This window comes from Nodularia chucula CCY0103 (genome assembly GCF_963923915.1).
Lineage (GTDB): Bacteria > Cyanobacteriota > Cyanobacteriia > Cyanobacteriales > Nostocaceae > Nodularia > Nodularia chucula.
Genome location: NZ_CAWUOL010000031.1, coordinates 30,273 through 46,190, shown reverse-complemented (window position 1 = coordinate 46,190; position 15,918 = coordinate 30,273). Strand labels below are relative to the sequence as shown.

The following is a 15,918-nucleotide window of genomic DNA, read 5'->3' as shown; positions in this document are numbered from 1 at the left end:
TCTTAACAAAACTTTACAACGTGTCCCATTTTGCACGTATCTCGGCGGCCACCCTAGATAATCACCGCCCCACTACTGTATTTAAACAACAAGCCAATCAACAAGATACTCAACAAGTTCAGAATTTAGATGATAGCTCACAACAGCGACTGGAACAGAAGACCGAAGCGATCGCTTGCCCCCACATATCGCCTGCGCCCTGTTCAAAGTACCAATTAATCTTAGTGCAAAAGCAGTTGGCGGATTATACCTGTAGTTGGTCATCGTGCTGCAATCATAAGCAAGTTTTATCATTCAACGACAGAATGCAGGTTGTAGCCCCAGGGAATGATAAGTTGGATTTGATGGTTTGATATCGCCTTCGTCTCCCCAACGAAGGTACAATACTTTTAGTCCCTCGTTACACGATTGACACCAATCGTGTACCCCCCTAGAAGGTAGTCAAGATGAAGGTTAGCGGCAACGGACAAGGCAAAATACTCAGCCAAGAGGAATTGAGGCGATTGTTTACAGAAGGGCTACTTACCCCACGCGATCGCGCTCTGTTTGGCATCTGCTTGTTCACTGGTTGTCGCGTGTCAGAAGCTTTGGCTCTCAAAATGACTGATATCAAATCTGGAACCATCACTTTCCGCAAGTCTACCACCAAAGGTAAGCACAAAACTCGGATTGTAGACATCCCTCCAGGGTTAGCGGCAATACTGGCGGAGTACCAGCCCCCAGGGGAGATGATGTTTCCCGGTATGCGCGGTGTGACTGAACGGCTGACTCGGTTTATGGCTGATAAGATTTTACGGGCTGCTTGCAACCGGATTGGGGTGGAGGGAGTTAGTACGCACTCGTTTAGGCGAACGGCTCTCACCCAGATGTCCAGCGCTGGCATACCTTTGAGGACTATTCAAGAAATCTCTGGTCACAGCGACCTGGGGACGTTGCAGCGTTATCTGGAGGTTACGCCTGAGCAGAAGCGGAAAGCTGTTTCTGTGATTGGGTTTTAGATTCTATACTGTCTTCTATACCAGCATCTAAACTGTATGTTGGGGTAGTGTTACAGCTTATGCCCCGTTGGAGTTTTTGGTATCTAAAAGGGACTTTTGCAATACCGTCTCTATTATGCAGCTGTTGGGGTCGCAGTGAAGGGGTTTTTCTCTGGTGGCTCACTACCAAATTGTCTACACTGGCTTCTATACCCTCGGTAGCTCAATTGTTGATATCAAATTTGGGCTGTGTCAAGCGGGAAATTTTTCATGCTCAGTGGATGCGATGGTGCAAAGCGATCTCCGCAGGCATTGCTTCCCTGGTTTCTATAAAACCTCTAGCGGTTAAGTATGCGTGCGATCATCGCCTCCTCCAGGTGCGCTCCGCGCGATCGCCCCTTCAAAATCCGCGCCACAGGTAGTCGGTTAGTTGCTGTCCCACTCGACGTTCTTCGTTGGGGTCATCAGGTTTCTTCCAACCCAGGGCTTGATAAAGGAGTTGGCGGTGGAGGTCGAAGCTAGCTTCAATCAGGTCGCCGTAGGTTGTGGCGGCGGCGATCGCCCAGTTGTAGTAAGCAAATAGGGCTGACAGAATACCCAAGGGAATAGCCCACCAAGCCCCAAAAGCTGCCCAGACCAGAAACAAGATGCTCCAGAGCCACAGGCGGGCGGCGTTGTTCAAGTCGGCGCGGGCATTTTGGAGGTCTTTTTTAGCGGCTTCAGGCAGGAGGAGCCAGAGGCGCGACCAGCAAATAATCGCATCTAAGCCATATTTTTCCAGGGGTCTGCGTTCGGCGGTACGCAGGATATTGCCCAAGCGGGTGGGCATCAAGTCAGTATTCGCGGGTAGGTTGTGGAGAGCGAGGCGAATTCGTACCAGGTTTTCTTGCTGGGTAGGGGTGAGGAGTTGTTCGTTGAGTTGGCGATACTCATCCTTGTCGGCTAGGGTGAGGCTGTCGGCTCCTTGGGTTTCGATGATGGTTTTGAGGGCTTGAAATCTGGCTTTTTGTTCAGCTTCTTGGGTTCTTAGGGTTTGGCTCTGTTGGATGAGAGCTTGTTTGTGTTGACGATAATGGGCAATGCGGATTTGGCGAACAGGTCGCAGCCAGGGATACCAGTAGCCCTCTAGGAACCGAATGATGGGGGTATCGAAGCGTTGTACGGCGAAGGCAGTGGCGGCAACAATGCACAGGGCACCGACTAAAATGGCAATTTGGAGCGGTTCTTTGTAAGCCGTATATCGGGTTACTAATGTGTTCCAGCCCAACCGTTGAATGGCTGTGACAAAGCCACCCAGCCAAAAGATGAAGGCTGGGGTGAGCAGTGTGGCAACCCACTGTTCGGCAAGTTTGCCACCGAAGCTTTCCAGAACTTTTGCTGTCATGGAACTATCCTATAGTGGGGCGGGAACCAAGCGAACGAGATGATAGGGGCAAAGAGGAATTTCTTCGTTGGCTTCCCGATACCAAGTGTAGTCGTTGCCACTGGGACAAATATATTTCGTCGCGGATTTCGGGTCTAGACCTCCGAGCAAGGATTGAAAGCTTCTTTGAGTCGGTTCAGTCTTGAGGAACTCTGTCAGCCAAGCTTGCGTGGGAGGATAACTCTGAAGGATATTGCGGATTGCTTTCGCAGTGGTTCTATCATCAGTTGTACTCTGATTCAAGGTGGATGAGAGTTGCTGATCAATCTGTTGAGCAGTTTCAGTATCAACTAATGTGGGCAATAGTGGACGGATCGTGCGAGCCGCATCAAGAAAATCGCTAATTTGTGGCATATCAGTTTTTTCAGATTAAAGATAGAGAGGAAAACGAGGGGGATATTTAAAACGTATAGCTGCTAGACTCCGGTATAGCTGAAAGCTCCCCAGTGGTATGGGTGTGTAAAACTGCGATCGCTTCTATCAAGCGCAATGAAATCAGGAATGAAGTCTTCTTTTTCGCCATCGGTGCTATCTCTGAGCCAGATTTGAGCTTGACGTAGTGCTTGATCAGGAGGTAACTTCTCCTCGCGCCACAATTCGTAGAATTTGACAAGCAACAGTCGGGTACTGAGGTCAGAAACTGCCCAGAGAGAAGCGACAACTCCGGCAACTCCAGCTTGCAGCAGTCCAGTCGGAAGACTGATAGCTTCATCAGCATTTTCGACTCCGGAGAGTCCAGTTTCGCAGGCAGAAAGGATGGCAAGCCGGATGCCGCCCTGTTCGCTCAGGTTCAGCGCCAGAATATCTCGTAAGGTGAGCAGTCCATCGCTCATCAGAAGTCCACTGTTGAGTGGGTCGTCGAGGTTGGCAGTGCCGTGGCAGGAGAAGTGGACGATCGCATGGTGGGGCAGTTGCGATCGCACAGTATTGATCGTGGCTTCGGAGTGTTGCAGAATTGTGGGTTTGTAGAAGTTCTTGATCGCAGCTTCAATTTCCCGTGCTGAGTTGGGGAGATCGTTGCGGGGATCGTCGATCGCTAGGATTAAATCGGATTGGGTGTGAGTTGCGATCGCCTGAGCAGCAGAGAGCGATCTAGCATTTGGCACATAGGTAAAATGAATTTCATCAAGCGCATAGCGTCGCCCGATTGGACTGCTTGGCTCTTCTGTCCAAGCTGCATGAAGGGGCAAGAAACTCAGGAAGCCTGTGGAGATCAAGATGGCTTGGGTGAAGTGCTGGGCTTTGAGATGATAAACGACTGGTTCCATCAGGGATTGCCAAAGCTGATGTGTGATTTGATCGATTGCATCAAACCAGCCCTGACGATTTTTTCTACGGTGAATATACGTATCAAACCAAATGCCCCAAAGTTCGTTGATTAAGCTAAATTCATTGAGTTGATCTAGCCAGATTTCAGTAATCTCAGATGAAGTGACTATTAGAGCAAGGCTACCTACAGGAGTAGATACAAGATAAATTAAAGGGTTGTTGGGCTGAATTCCGCTCCAAACATCAGTTAGATTCAATGGAGCCAGAAAGTCTGCATATCCTTCAACTTGACGAATTTCATCGATGATCTGGTCTAGGTTCTGATACAAACTTGAAGCAAAATTACGATCAGTTTCTGGAATCGTATGATGACGCTCACTAGAAACCATTTGATTCCGCTGTTGATTCTCTAAATCACGGATTTGCTGGGTGATATCCCGATATTGCTGATACAGCAGGGGTGCAACTTGCTGAAGTTGAGCTAGATTAGCTCGATCTCTGTCGAGGCTTTCACTAAGTCCACGGGCACGACCTCGCTCTAGCACTTCGATCGCGTCTTGGAGATGCCCATTCTGAGCAAAAGCATAAGCAGCGCAACGTGATAAATTAGAATTCTCTTTCAATTCTGCTCCTTTGCCTTCTAGGAAAACGCAGGATCGGTAAAGGATTTCTGCTGCTTCAAGTGCAGTACGGTAAACATCTGCCGCTTGTGCCCAGGTTTGTTGTTGAGAGTAAAGATCGCCAAGTAATTGGGCAGTCTTCCGACACTGTTTTGGAAAAGTACTAGTCGTAAAAACTCCTAATGCCCTTTGACAAGCAGCAATCGCTTCTACGGTTTTACTTGGATTACACTCACTGTAAACAAGCGCAAGATTATATTGAACCGTTGCCCATTGTTCTGGAAATGCTTGTAGAGTATAAACTTCCAATACTTTTTGATAAGCTGCGATCGCTTGTTCAAACTTATCCGATTGTGTCACTCGCAATTTTTGAAAGTAAGCAGTCGCAAGATTAACTTGCGCGGTCGCCCATTCTTCTGGAAAGCTTTCGCGAGTGAAAGCTTCTTGGATTTGTTCAAGCTTCAGAATGGCTTGGTTGATATTTTCTGTTTTGTCTCCATAAAGGTGATCACGGTAAGCATTTGCTAAATTCACTAAAGCTCTCGCCCACCACCGTGGAGAAGCATCGCGAGTGAAGACTTGCAATGCATTTTGACTGGCTGTGATCGATTGTTCAAAATTGTCCGACTTTTTCCCTCGAATGCGCTCAATGTAAGCAGGTGCGAGGTTGAGATGAATCGCTCCCCAAGAGTACGGAAAGGTCTCTTTTGTAGCAATTTCCAAGGTCTGTTCATAAATTGCAATTGCACGTTCGATGTTATCTGCTCTTTCTCCGCGAATGCGGACGAAATATGCATTTGCCAAATTCAACTGCGTTAATACCCATTGCTCCGGAAGCCTTTCACGAGTCCGGACTTGCAAAGCTTTTTTATAGAGTGAGATGGCATATTCAAGATTCTCTGCTTTGTTTCCTTGAATTCGATCATAGTAGACAGCAGCTAGGTTATGAAGTACCAATGCCGAGATTGGGCGATAAGCATCATCAACTCTCACTTCGAGGGCTTTTTCATAAGCAACGATTGCCTTTTCCAGATTCTCTGACCTTTCTCCTCGCAGCAGACGCGCGTAAGCAGAGCCTAGACAATTATTTACAGCGCCCCATCCTTTTGGAAAATTGTGAGGTGTAACGACTTGCAGTGCAAGCTCTGCAAATTGAATAGATGTTTCTAGATTGTCCTGTTGATCTTCTCGAATGCGTTCAAGGTAGGCGATCGCTAGGTTCGTATGAGTTCTCGCCCAGTCTTCTGCAAACTCATTGCGAGTATAGACTTGCAGTGCTTGTCGAGCAGATGTGATTGCCAGTTCGACATTCTCTGGTTTCTCTCCTCGAATACGATAGAGATAGAGATTAGATAAAGCATTCTGAATCTCTGCCCATTCTAATAGAAAGTCTTCATAGGTATAGAATTGTAGAGCTTGTTCAAAAGCTGCAATCCCTAATTCCAAGTTCAGCCATCGAATACCTAGTGGAAATTGCCCTATCAAAAGACCAAAGTTACGCAGTATTGATGCAATTGTCTGACGTTGTTCTGTTCCCTCATAAAGTTGTGCCGCAGCTTGCGGAAAAGCATCCAATAAAGCAAGCATTTGCGGCTGCTGATTCCCCCATATCGAATAGAGGTATTTTGGATTGTTTTTATGCTCATCAACTAGCAACAATGTCTCTAGTAAAAACTGTGTTGGATCTTTTGCTGGTGTGAACAAGGCCGTGACCGTTTGCAAAGTTTGTGATAGATATGCAATATATTGCTGCAATCGCTGTGCATGATGAGGTGCTTGATGTTGTAGGCGCTCTACATATTGCTCCATCACTGCTAGCAATCCTGCATCAACAAGTTGCCAGTTCGCCATCACAATGTCTACTGCTTCCTCTTCTGAGCAATTCAGAAGTTGTTCGATGAAGCTTGTATATGCCTGTAGCTGCTGTTCGTCCATTACTCTTACCTTTGAATATCTTTCATCGCATACTTAATGCTCATTAGATCCATTCGGAGTACATAACTAATCTGCCAAAGGAAGCTTTAAGAAATGCAAAAAATTAATTTCCCATATCTAATGAATGAGTTAGAAACTGTTGTGTCACAGCTATTAAGAGTCATCAAGGGGTTCTCTGATTTCTCAGAGCGCAAAGCTATTGACCGAGTGCTGTTCTAAGTGCCGCTGCTGCAAGACTCAATTCTAATCTGTCTGCATTTTCCAACGCCCAATCACCCGCATTCCTCAGCCGTTTAAATGTTTTTTCCAGATCGTTTCGCTGTGCAGCCATTTCTGCTAATGCAATTTCCTCGACAGCATCTATCTGGTCTGAAGTGACTGCACTTTCTTGCATCTTCTGCTTCAGTGCCCCTAGTTCTTTAGCTAATTCAGTTAAATTGGAATCAGCTTGCTTGTAGCTTTCCTTCGCAGACTTAAAGATTGACTGAACAGTTGCTTTATCCTCCATGACTGTGGCGACTGCTGCTTTGAAATCTTCTTCCTTAACTTGTCCTGCACCTTTGTTTTTAAGTAATGCTGCAAGAGCTTTCATGTAGATGTAGCCTGCTGCGATCGTAGCAGCATAAACCGTTGCACTCATAACAGCATAAGAGGCAAAAGTTCCAGCTCCAGGCAAAATCTTGAGAGCAGATCCAAATCCAATAACTGCTAATATGGCTGCATTTGATGCCAAATTAGACAAGATTCCTGTCGCAATGCTTTTGACAAAGCTTTTGGTAAAAGGCAGATCAAGCTCTCTGTTGATCCGCACATACATTGTCCATGTATTACCAAAAGCTGCAAATAAATCTGCGCCAGGTACTGGAATGAAGACACACCCAACACCAATTCCTGCATGCATCTTTACTATTCCAGCTAGTTTCCCTGGCAAATTTTCATCTGCAACTTGATTGAGCGCCTGTACTAATGCAAAAGCCGCTTGAGTTAATTGCCCATCCTTACTTGATCGATTAGCATTCATAAATTCACTCCTGTGTTTTTGAAAATCAAAAATGTTGTATAAAATCTAAATGGTCAATTTATAGTGCCAAGTCAGCGATATCATGACTTTTTCCTCAATAGAAGAGTGGTGAGGCAATGCCACTTATTATACAGTGAGCGCTATCGCTAAGGGTTGGGTTGAAGCCTGAAAGTTAAAATTCACAAACACTTTACTATCTCTTTATCTAGCTGAGAAGAATGTCCTATATCCAATCCACTTATGTCTCAAAATGCAATTCTTAGATCGTCTAAGGACTAATGAGACTCTCCCAAACCTATAGGGGGCAACGTGCCGATTCGGGTTTTTTGTACGCTAAGAAATTTTAAAATATCTGGAACGACGATTATTCGTGGAGACACTATTTCGATAATTTGTACAATGTTAGCCATGAATACGCTGTGCAGTAGTAATTACAGCTATTTTAGGTTCTGCAAAATTGCCATATATAGGGGAGTAGAGTAATAATTGCACTTATTTATAGATTTGTGTCTATGTGTCAACTGTTAAGGGTCGTTAGAAGTTGACGGATGTAGCAGCCAACTGGCACATATAGATAAATCTATGTCATCTCTGCTCTGGGCATAGAGCTAAGTCTATTCTCAAACTCAACCTTTCAGTAAAAATTTGGAATCGGTGCAGACATAGAGTTTATTTACTCACCAGGAGACACCTGACCATGAAGTATTCCAATGATTCCAACGACTACCAAGCAGAACTGCATAAAAGAAATAAAGCAGACCTACTGAATAAGTGGGTCAACTGAAATTCCCTTGATTTTTGTACATTAAAACTTTGGAAATAAAATCAATGTCTACAAACAAAAAAATGTCAGTTTTGGGAGCTGTAGTTGCTGTTGCTGCAACTACCGTAATACCGGGGGTAGCTGTAGCTTCACAAGATGTAAATCAACATCCAATAGTAAACAAAGCTCCTGCGGTAAACGAAGCTGCAACGGTAAACAAAGCTCCTGCGGTAAACGAAGCTGCAACGGTAAATAAGACTACTGTGTTAAACAACACTACCGTTCTAAAGCGGATTCAAGCAGATTCGCTTTTGCGCTCTTTCGGTACTGTGACTAGAAATGGTTCTAGTCCCGAATGTAGTGTAAAACTACCACGCTAAAACAGATTTAAGGAGATTCACTTCTCTATGTTTTAGGTACTGGGAGTAGAAATAGAACATTTTTTAATTTAGTAAATTACAAACAAGTAGGCATTCTTGTCCACTTGAAAAGAATGCCCACTTATTAATATGTGTACCTCTCTTGAGAGGAAAGTATTGTATTTTTACTCCCGAATGTAGTCTCGGAAAAAAGAAAAGTTTTTTAGAAGGCTTAAACTTGTCTTGCAAGGGGCTGAACATACCACTACAACTACCCCATTTTCATCTAATTTTTTTCACATCAAAGTTTACTCAAATGTCTACAACACCAAGCATCATATTTTTATCTAAAGAAAATACAATCTCTTTTAGAGCCAAACTAGTAACTATACTAGGTGCTTCTAAAACCCTTGATGCCTATCGCTCAAAGGATTTACAGGATAACGTTGCCAAATACGTCAGCGACTTTTTTAAATCTGATATGCAGAAAATTGAGGCTGAACTTGCTAATCAAGGTATAGCAGTAATTGATGTACCAGAAATAAGTGAATTAGATGCTGCTGACGATGCATTGCTGATTGTTGGGCTATTTATGGGGTTATTTAAGGGATTTGCAGACCCAAATATTAGTCCTATTGATTTGATGCCATTTACTTTGCATGAAGCGTCACACAGTGATAGTGATAAGTTAAATGGTGCAGGATTTGAAGAAATTAGACCTGATGCAAAATTAGGTTTCCACAATGATGGTCTAATTGATGAAAATACAGTTTCAATCCCAAAATATATTGGATTAGTGAATCTATTTATAGGATATGAAAATCCCGGAAATTTCTACTGGGTAAAATCTTCAAGTATTTCTCTTGATAGTTTAGACCAGCTAATTTCTGAAGAAGAAAAAAAAGCAGCAGTTGTGCAAATAACTCCTAGTGTATTCAAAGGTGCAGATGGTTCTTTTGAAAGATATGGAATCGACACTATTAAGACTTCACTAATTGGCAGGAATGAACATGGGGAGCTACGTTTATTTTTGAATGGTTCTGTCAATGTAGATAAAAACTCTGAATCAATCATGCAATTCTTTAATTATCTTAAAAACAAAATTAAAGAATCTGAAGAGAAAGTTACTGTACCACAAAAAGAGCGAAGAATTATTTTTATAAAAAATACATCGGGTTTTCATGCTAGAGATATTTTTGAAAATCCTTTTCCCGATTTAGATTTGAGTCGCGTATTTATCCGCTTGATGGATTCAAATGTTGAGAAATATATTCCTTTGAAATCTTAATCGTGTCGTCTTTCATTGCTATTCCTCAAAGTTAATTGGCTTACCGTTGAAGTGCTGGTAAATGCGTTCAGGGTGCATCCAGTCTGGTAGTGAGTGTTCAACATCTTCTAAATTATTGCCGTTCTCGTCAACCAGACCATAGCGGACAACTACCCTAGATAGTGGTGTTTCACCGTTGGCGCTAAACTTCTCTAGTAGGATAGTTCCGGCTTTCCGGGCTGATGCTGTACCATCTGGGAATGATTCATTGGTGGCATTATGGGTAATTCCTAGCAAATACTCCTTGGCTTTGCGGGTGTCGGTGAGGGACATTTTGAAGAATGCGATCGCCGTATCACCACAAAGTGATTTCAGATTTGTAAATTCATCCACAATCACCTGCTGCTTAGTCTTTGGCTTTTGCTTAATCCGTTGCAGCCACCTATCACAGCAATCTTCAAAAGCGGTGCTGATATCTTCTTCAGTTTCAGCTAGTGTGTAAGCTTGTAGCAGTTTCCACACCTCAGCATTATCACCAGTGGCGTGTCTATCAATAAGCTGGTGTACTGGTGCATCAAGGCAGTATTTTCTAATTAGTGCGATCGCACCAGCAGTATAAGTCTTCCCTGACCCTTGATTACCAATCAACCACAATGGTTTTAAGCTGTTTATAATTGTCCATAAATACCCGTCTTCGTGACTTTTTAAAGCATCTATCAGGGCATTCTTTAGCGTGTCGTTGGGGGATTGGGTAGCAGTCCCAGTGTCACCAGTCGGTTTATTCAGTTTGTCAAGTTTGCGGTTAATCTCGGCTGTTTCCAGGTGGTTTTTTGCAGTTTCCTTGTCCAGTTCTGATAACTGTAATTGGTGTGATTTTAACGCGACTTCACCTTGTAGATGACCATTAAGATGATCCAGTTGTTTCTCCCCATCAGACTTCAATTGGTCAATTGCCCCTGCTGTATCCCTAGCAATAATTTCCTTAGTCAATTGGGCTTGATTTTGCTTACTGAAATTGAATATGTCTAGGTGTGTAGATTCAATTAAATCATTTTCTAAAGCCCTAATTTTCAGCAGTTTGAATTGACTATGAATTGATTTTTCTTGGTAGTCTGTGAGTGCTTTGGATATGCCATAAGCTGATAAAAGTAATGCACTTGAGGCAACACCCCAGTAGATAGCTGTGGAATCTTCTGGAGGTAGTAAACGTAATATTTTAATGTTGGAATCGAAAGTATAATTACGCCGTTCTCGGTCAATTATCCAACTAATACCGCGCTTAATATCGCTACCTTTGCAACTACTGTTAGTGAGACAGTACAGCGTCTCCTGGTGTTTGACTGAATCACTAAACATTGGTAGAGATGAAGCAAAACCACACGCCAATAAAAACCCGACTAGCGTAGTTGTTGACTTCCTTTGTTTAGCTAGTCGGGTATTGTATTCCTTAATTTCATTCATCGAAAAATCATCCTTAGTAATATTTGAACTGTTTCATTATGTTGTAACCAATTCAGTAAATATTGGATGTTAAATACAAAATCTATAAACCCCACTGCCAAGTAATTAAGGAAAATCACACCGATTAAACCACCTACCCAGAAGTTAATAAAACCTCTAAACTTCTTCATTCGTTTCCCCTGTATTTTGAACTTTTTTAAATAATCCAACTGTTGCAACTGCTAATAATGCAATTAACAAAGATAACCCTACGCTAGGCATCTGGAAACCATACCCCTCACGGCTTCTAATCTGTTTGTATGTGTTCTGGATGTTCTCTTGAGTAGTAAAAACTTCTTTAGTTATCTTGGCTGTACCTTGTGCCGATACCACGCCACCAATAGCAATTTTAATAATCCCAATTAAAGGTTTTTGTCCTAAATCAAACTGCCAAGACTCCGAAGTAATTGAAAATCTAAAGCTATCACCAAAGTCGATTAATCCGGGTAATAAACTTAAACACGCACTAAATACTTGAATGATACTCAAGCTTATTTGGAGGTGAAATAACAACCAACTTAAACTGCATGAACTGAACTGACAAGCGAGGAATAATAACCCAGCATCTATCCTTTTTCTAGCTTGAATATCTGCATACAGCTTACTTTCAATGTGTGCAAGATACCGCGCTGTTTCTGAGTTTAATTCTGTTTCCTCAGCATCTAGGAAGTTGTCTAAGTCAGGTGGTGAGGGTGGTATCATGACTGTGAATAGTATTGTAATTGCCCCTTGCTGGTGTCCCAACAAGGGGATTCTTTTAGAAGCCTAAAGCAGCTTTCATCTCAAGTAATTTACCTTTTATTCCCGTGTATTGCTTCTCTGGAATCAGGTCAAATCGGGCATTATCACCCCTATCTAGTGCCTCGTTAGTTTCTCTCCTTTGCTGCTGTTCATCGCTGGCAATCTGCTTAATTTCCGGGCGTTGTGTCTGTTCTAGAATTGCTACTTGCCTATCAACACGTACCAGATGTGCATCGATATAACCCTTAATTTGTGCCATGTTCATCGCGTACTGATGACGGCTATTTTCAGCTTGTTTCTGTGTGTAAAAGTCTAGGGCTAGTTCTGACCGTTCATGACCGTATTTAGTGTTTGCCAGCTGTGTTTTAGCTGCTGCTTTATCGATGCTAATGGCAGATTTACCAGCATTTTGGAGGATATCAGCTTGTGCCTGATTAAAGGCTTCTGTCCCCTCTATGATGTCGCTGTACAGTTCCGCAATCTTAGGAGCAAATTCTTTATACATTGCCCCTTGTCTAGCCATTTCACCTATCTTCTGAGCGCTTGCTAAATCGCCCTGACAAGCCTTATCAAAGTCATTGAGTGTAACACCAAATTTAGTTTTGAGCGCTTGCTGTAACCGTCTGCCTTTAGGTGCAACGTGGTTTTTTAGCTGTGGAGACTTCGCTGGATTTAATTTCTTATGATCCATGATGTTTATTTCCTATTAGTTGATGAAACCTTCAAGGCTAAAAATATAACTTAGGGGAGGTTGGGGGATGTTCCAACGCAGTTCGATTAAAGCTTGCTCGGCATCTCCTAAAGTTAGATCAGGGCTGTATTCTATTGACTTAAAATCACGATGATTTTGTATTTTTGCGATTACCTCTAGCGCTTGTTCAACCAAGTCGGTTAATTCTGTTTGGCTACTCATCTTGGAACCTCCAGGTAAATATTTGGATCTGAGAAATATCTGTGTTGTGGTTGGGTAATCCTGTAACGACTAAAGCGGTAATTATCAAAGGCTAAGAGTGCCATTATCAAGGATGAAATTAGCAGAATGATGTACATAGCCTTTGAGGGATTAAAGCTGATAACAAAGCCTTTACCCTGCCTTACTTGGTGGTAATGCAAATACTTTGAGGGCTTGTCTTGTTTGTTGGCGAAAGCGTTCGGAACCGCTTTTGATATCTTGGCTTATGCTCCTTAACCCCTCGTTTAATAGTTCTGAATTTTCAGCATCATGACGGTGAATTGTGTCTTTAACTTCTTGCACAATATGATTAATCTTTTGCCTACTCAAAGCTGCTTTATGCTGTACAAAGGCAGTGATTGCAGCTTTTATCTCCTCCAGTTCATCATCTGAATTTGTACTGGCATAATCGAAGTTTGACGCTATGGCTGTAACGTCTTCTATGTTTAGTGCGATACCCATGCTTTCGGCAGTTGATGCAACTAATTCAGAAGTTTCTTGCAATTCAATGGCGGTGGCTTCTGGAAGATCATCTTCACAGGCGATCGCTTCTCGAAGAGACGCTCCGCGTTGGCTCGCCGCAGGCATCGCTTGGAGATCATTTTGTTCTATACTTGGCTGTGGTTGGGTTTCTTCATTTAACGAAATCCCCTCGCTCTGTGTGATTTCTGGAACGAGCGCTGGCTTTTCTTGTTCAATCTGTTTCTCTGGTTCTGCAATCGCTACCGCCTCTGGTTCCCTGGTTGTCTCAGCCTGTTCAGACTCGACTTGTGAGAGAAATTTTTCTCCAACGAGTTCATCAGCTACAGATATTTGGCTTTGAACTTTGAGTTTAAGATAGTCAACGGCTTGACTCAATTGTTCTTTGGTGGGATTTTCTAGGTCATCGCACTCTATAGCAATTGCGGCTTCTGTGTAATCGTGTTTAGTGAATCCTTGATAACCCTGCTTATATAAACGAGCGCGGACGTTGTTAGTGAATTTATTAGACATGGTGATTGCTCCTTATTTAACTAGTGTTAAAACTTGGCTGTTTGCAGATTTCACGGGCGGCGATTGCCTATGACCGGACACACAATCGCGCGATCGCTTGTTGATTGCCCATTGGGTGGCGACAAATGCAACCAAGGCTAAATCTTGGCTCTGATACGAGTGAAGGGCGTTATAACTCAGCCCAGCTTGGCTAAACCAGTAATAACGAGTGCTACGGGGTACAGCGTCCAGCTTGATTTTTAGATAGTCGGCGAGGGCGACTAGGAATTGCTGACCTGTGTATTGAAGGTGTTTGGCATCATAGAAGTGTTTAAAGGCTTGCCAGCGTTCGCTAAAGTCAGAGGTTCTAAAGGAAAAGGCTGGACATTTACGCTTGATGCCTGCATAGGTTTCAACAATGCTCATAGCATTGGCGGATTCAATTTCTAGGGAGAAATATCGCTTCAAGGATGCAACTACGCGATACCAAGTGATATCTGAAATGCTTTTTCCTGTAATGCGTTCGTAAACTTCTCTGAGTTGACGATACTTAGTTACATATCTTTTTGTTGCCACATTTACTCTGTTTTATTACTTAAGTGTGTATAGAATTGACCGACTATCCGTAAATTCAGGTTATTTGACAGACTAAATTAGCTAGAAACAGTTATCCTGATACGCCAAATTAGCTAGGCACTATCAATAACCTTGGAAAATTGACTTTAGACAAATGTTCTTGGCTCATTTGTAGAGGCTATAACCACGTAATAACAGGGCTTGTCGGCTTTTAAGACATACTGACACTTTTCGTTTACAAGGGCGTACACGCACCCATGAGCCTAGTTTTTGGCGATGGCGTTGCTTAACTCTGCATAAAAGGTGGTCGGAAATCAAACACGTTACCACGAGCAGGGCTGTATCTCTTGACTATTTCAAAATCATTAAAATTCAAGGGGTTGTAATTATTATGGGATTCGTGTTCATTTAGTAGTTCCCCCAGGGCTGGGATTGCGTCACCTAGCGTTAGTCTGGATAGTATTCTAGTTGCCTGAATTCCTCGGAATCTCGGATGTCTTTGAGCAAGCGTTCAGTAGCTTGTAAACGCCTAATCTGATTAGATGTCAGCATTGTTTCTCCTTTGTTTAGTAGTTCACTGATTGCTTTGTAATTGCGCCACTTGATATGCCTCAATACTTTGTCATGATGCAGACGCACACAATTACCGCGACCGCAGAAGATGAGCGTGTGCAAAGCACACGCAGCGCGTTCGCTATCGCACGCAGATATTGCTGTGAGTAGTCGAATTCTGTCAAAACAGCGTTTGCAAGCCTTGCAACCCTCAAAAGGAACTCGCCTTAGCGTTTTGCGCTTGGGTCTTACTTACGTCTGCCTTAAGTTATTGACGTATCGATAACCTTGACACTACTATATTAATATCAACCTATTAATAATGTCAACTATAACTAATTATCAACTGACTGGTATCTTTCAAATGTTGATAAAGTGCAAGAAAATTAACTGTTAATATCAGTTACTTGTTATTGATGCCAGTTAAGAATAAGATCAAGCAGTTTGTTGATGATAGGGGCATTACCCGTTATCAATTTGGAAAAGATACAAGGCTATCTGCAACCACAGCTTATGCTTTGTATGACAATCCCTGGCAAGTTCCACACGTAACCGCGATGAACAAAATTTGTGACACTTATCGCGTTCAGCCTAGCGAGTTAATCGAGTGGGTTCCACCAGAAGAAGTCAGCGATGCGTACAACAAAATAAGGAGGTAATTTGACCGAAGGAAATCAGCCAAACGACTGTCTTGAGGGAGAATGTGACTCACTAGTTGAGACTGGATATTGACTGCCAACCACGTCCGAACAACACTACAAATGCTACGAAGTTAAATCCTTGTTTAAGCCATGATACGAGCGCTGGAGGGCGTAAACGTCATAGGCACGGTAGCCCAGAGGGGCAAAATCGAGAAGCCGCCCAGAGTGTGGAGGCACTAAGAACGGCTTCAAGATTATTCGATTTGTTATATTGCGGTAACTCCTAGAGCATAGAGAGGCTAGAACCTTTTTCTATCGAGATAAACCGCGATCGCAGTTCTTATGATAAC

At 43.0% G+C, this 15,918-nt stretch carries 15 protein-coding genes; 5 read left to right on the top strand and 10 right to left on the bottom strand.

Annotation, left to right across the window (positions count from 1 at the left end; all coding sequences use genetic code 11):
* The coding region (locus tag ACM0OP_RS11135) for a hypothetical protein (RefSeq protein ID WP_414528470.1) at positions 1-353 on the top strand (353 nt) is incomplete at its 5' end.
* 93 nt (positions 354-446) lie between these two features.
* Complete coding sequence (locus ACM0OP_RS11130) at positions 447-998, top strand: tyrosine-type recombinase/integrase (protein ID WP_414528469.1); 552 nt, start codon at positions 447-449, stop codon at positions 996-998.
* A gap of 379 nt (positions 999-1,377) precedes the next feature.
* Here ACM0OP_RS11130 and ACM0OP_RS11125 read toward each other — a convergent pair whose 3' ends face one another.
* From ACM0OP_RS11125 to ACM0OP_RS11110, 4 genes are all read right to left on the bottom strand, one after another.
* Complete coding sequence (locus tag ACM0OP_RS11125) at positions 1,378-2,361, bottom strand: hypothetical protein (protein WP_414528468.1); 984 nt, start codon at positions 2,359-2,361, stop codon at positions 1,378-1,380.
* Positions 2,362-2,370: 9 nt separating this feature from the next.
* Complete coding sequence (locus tag ACM0OP_RS11120; RefSeq protein WP_414528467.1) at positions 2,371-2,754, bottom strand: hypothetical protein; 384 nt, start codon at positions 2,752-2,754, stop codon at positions 2,371-2,373.
* 62 nt (positions 2,755-2,816) lie between these two features.
* Positions 2,817-6,224 carry a CHAT domain-containing tetratricopeptide repeat protein gene (locus ACM0OP_RS11115; protein ID WP_414528466.1) on the bottom strand — a complete coding sequence of 1,136 codons (3,408 nt, stop codon included), beginning with the start codon at positions 6,222-6,224 and terminating at the stop codon, positions 2,817-2,819.
* Positions 6,225-6,420: 196 nt separating this feature from the next.
* Complete coding sequence (locus ACM0OP_RS11110; RefSeq protein ID WP_414528465.1) at positions 6,421-7,245, bottom strand: hypothetical protein; 825 nt, start codon at positions 7,243-7,245, stop codon at positions 6,421-6,423.
* A gap of 828 nt (positions 7,246-8,073) precedes the next feature.
* On the opposite strand from ACM0OP_RS11110, the gene ACM0OP_RS11105 reads away from it, so the two are divergent.
* Both ACM0OP_RS11105 and ACM0OP_RS11100 read left to right on the top strand, forming a co-directional pair.
* A complete protein-coding gene (locus ACM0OP_RS11105; RefSeq protein WP_414528464.1) occupies positions 8,074-8,388 on the top strand; it encodes a hypothetical protein in 315 nt (104 codons plus the stop codon).
* A 295-nt stretch (positions 8,389-8,683) separates the two neighbouring features.
* Complete coding sequence (locus ACM0OP_RS11100; protein ID WP_414528463.1) at positions 8,684-9,655, top strand: hypothetical protein; 972 nt, start codon at positions 8,684-8,686, stop codon at positions 9,653-9,655.
* A gap of 18 nt (positions 9,656-9,673) precedes the next feature.
* Here the strand turns inward: ACM0OP_RS11100 and ACM0OP_RS11095 are convergent, their stop codons facing one another.
* From ACM0OP_RS11095 to ACM0OP_RS11070, 6 genes are all read right to left on the bottom strand, one after another.
* A complete protein-coding gene (locus ACM0OP_RS11095) occupies positions 9,674-11,095 on the bottom strand; it encodes a hypothetical protein (protein WP_414528462.1) in 1,422 nt (473 codons plus the stop codon).
* A gap of 156 nt (positions 11,096-11,251) precedes the next feature.
* Entirely contained in the window at positions 11,252-11,836 is a 585-nt protein-coding gene (locus ACM0OP_RS11090; protein ID WP_414528461.1) for a hypothetical protein, read from the bottom strand.
* Between the two features lie 55 nt (positions 11,837-11,891).
* Complete coding sequence (locus ACM0OP_RS11085; protein WP_414528460.1) at positions 11,892-12,566, bottom strand: hypothetical protein; 675 nt, start codon at positions 12,564-12,566, stop codon at positions 11,892-11,894.
* A gap of 15 nt (positions 12,567-12,581) precedes the next feature.
* Positions 12,582-12,788 carry a hypothetical protein gene (locus tag ACM0OP_RS11080; protein WP_414528459.1) on the bottom strand — a complete coding sequence of 69 codons (207 nt, stop codon included), beginning with the start codon at positions 12,786-12,788 and terminating at the stop codon, positions 12,582-12,584.
* 171 nt (positions 12,789-12,959) lie between these two features.
* Positions 12,960-13,820: a hypothetical protein gene (locus ACM0OP_RS11075; protein ID WP_414528458.1), complete on the bottom strand. Its 861-nt coding sequence runs from the start codon at positions 13,818-13,820 to the stop codon at positions 12,960-12,962.
* Between the two features lie 12 nt (positions 13,821-13,832).
* A complete protein-coding gene (locus tag ACM0OP_RS11070) occupies positions 13,833-14,375 on the bottom strand; it encodes a hypothetical protein (protein ID WP_414528457.1) in 543 nt (180 codons plus the stop codon).
* Positions 14,376-15,343: 968 nt separating this feature from the next.
* Between ACM0OP_RS11070 and ACM0OP_RS11065 the strand changes: the two genes are divergently transcribed.
* Complete coding sequence (locus tag ACM0OP_RS11065) at positions 15,344-15,586, top strand: helix-turn-helix domain-containing protein (protein ID WP_414528456.1); 243 nt, start codon at positions 15,344-15,346, stop codon at positions 15,584-15,586.
* The last annotated feature ends 332 nt before the right edge of the window (positions 15,587-15,918 follow it).

Coding starts and splice junctions, on each gene's coding strand:
- ACM0OP_RS11130 (WP_414528469.1), top strand. CDS start 447: ATGAAGGTTAGCGGCAACGGACAAGGCAAAATACTCAGCCAAGAGGAA.
- ACM0OP_RS11125 (WP_414528468.1), bottom strand. CDS start 2,361: ATGACAGCAAAAGTTCTGGAAAGCTTCGGTGGCAAACTTGCCGAACAG.
- ACM0OP_RS11120 (WP_414528467.1), bottom strand. CDS start 2,754: ATGCCACAAATTAGCGATTTTCTTGATGCGGCTCGCACGATCCGTCCA.
- ACM0OP_RS11115 (WP_414528466.1), bottom strand. CDS start 6,224: ATGGACGAACAGCAGCTACAGGCATATACAAGCTTCATCGAACAACTT.
- ACM0OP_RS11110 (WP_414528465.1), bottom strand. CDS start 7,245: ATGAATGCTAATCGATCAAGTAAGGATGGGCAATTAACTCAAGCGGCT.
- ACM0OP_RS11105 (WP_414528464.1), top strand. CDS start 8,074: ATGTCTACAAACAAAAAAATGTCAGTTTTGGGAGCTGTAGTTGCTGTT.
- ACM0OP_RS11100 (WP_414528463.1), top strand. CDS start 8,684: ATGTCTACAACACCAAGCATCATATTTTTATCTAAAGAAAATACAATC.
- ACM0OP_RS11095 (WP_414528462.1), bottom strand. CDS start 11,095: ATGAATGAAATTAAGGAATACAATACCCGACTAGCTAAACAAAGGAAG.
- ACM0OP_RS11090 (WP_414528461.1), bottom strand. CDS start 11,836: ATGATACCACCCTCACCACCTGACTTAGACAACTTCCTAGATGCTGAG.
- ACM0OP_RS11085 (WP_414528460.1), bottom strand. CDS start 12,566: ATGGATCATAAGAAATTAAATCCAGCGAAGTCTCCACAGCTAAAAAAC.
- ACM0OP_RS11080 (WP_414528459.1), bottom strand. CDS start 12,788: ATGAGTAGCCAAACAGAATTAACCGACTTGGTTGAACAAGCGCTAGAG.
- ACM0OP_RS11075 (WP_414528458.1), bottom strand. CDS start 13,820: ATGTCTAATAAATTCACTAACAACGTCCGCGCTCGTTTATATAAGCAG.
- ACM0OP_RS11065 (WP_414528456.1), top strand. CDS start 15,344: ATGCCAGTTAAGAATAAGATCAAGCAGTTTGTTGATGATAGGGGCATT.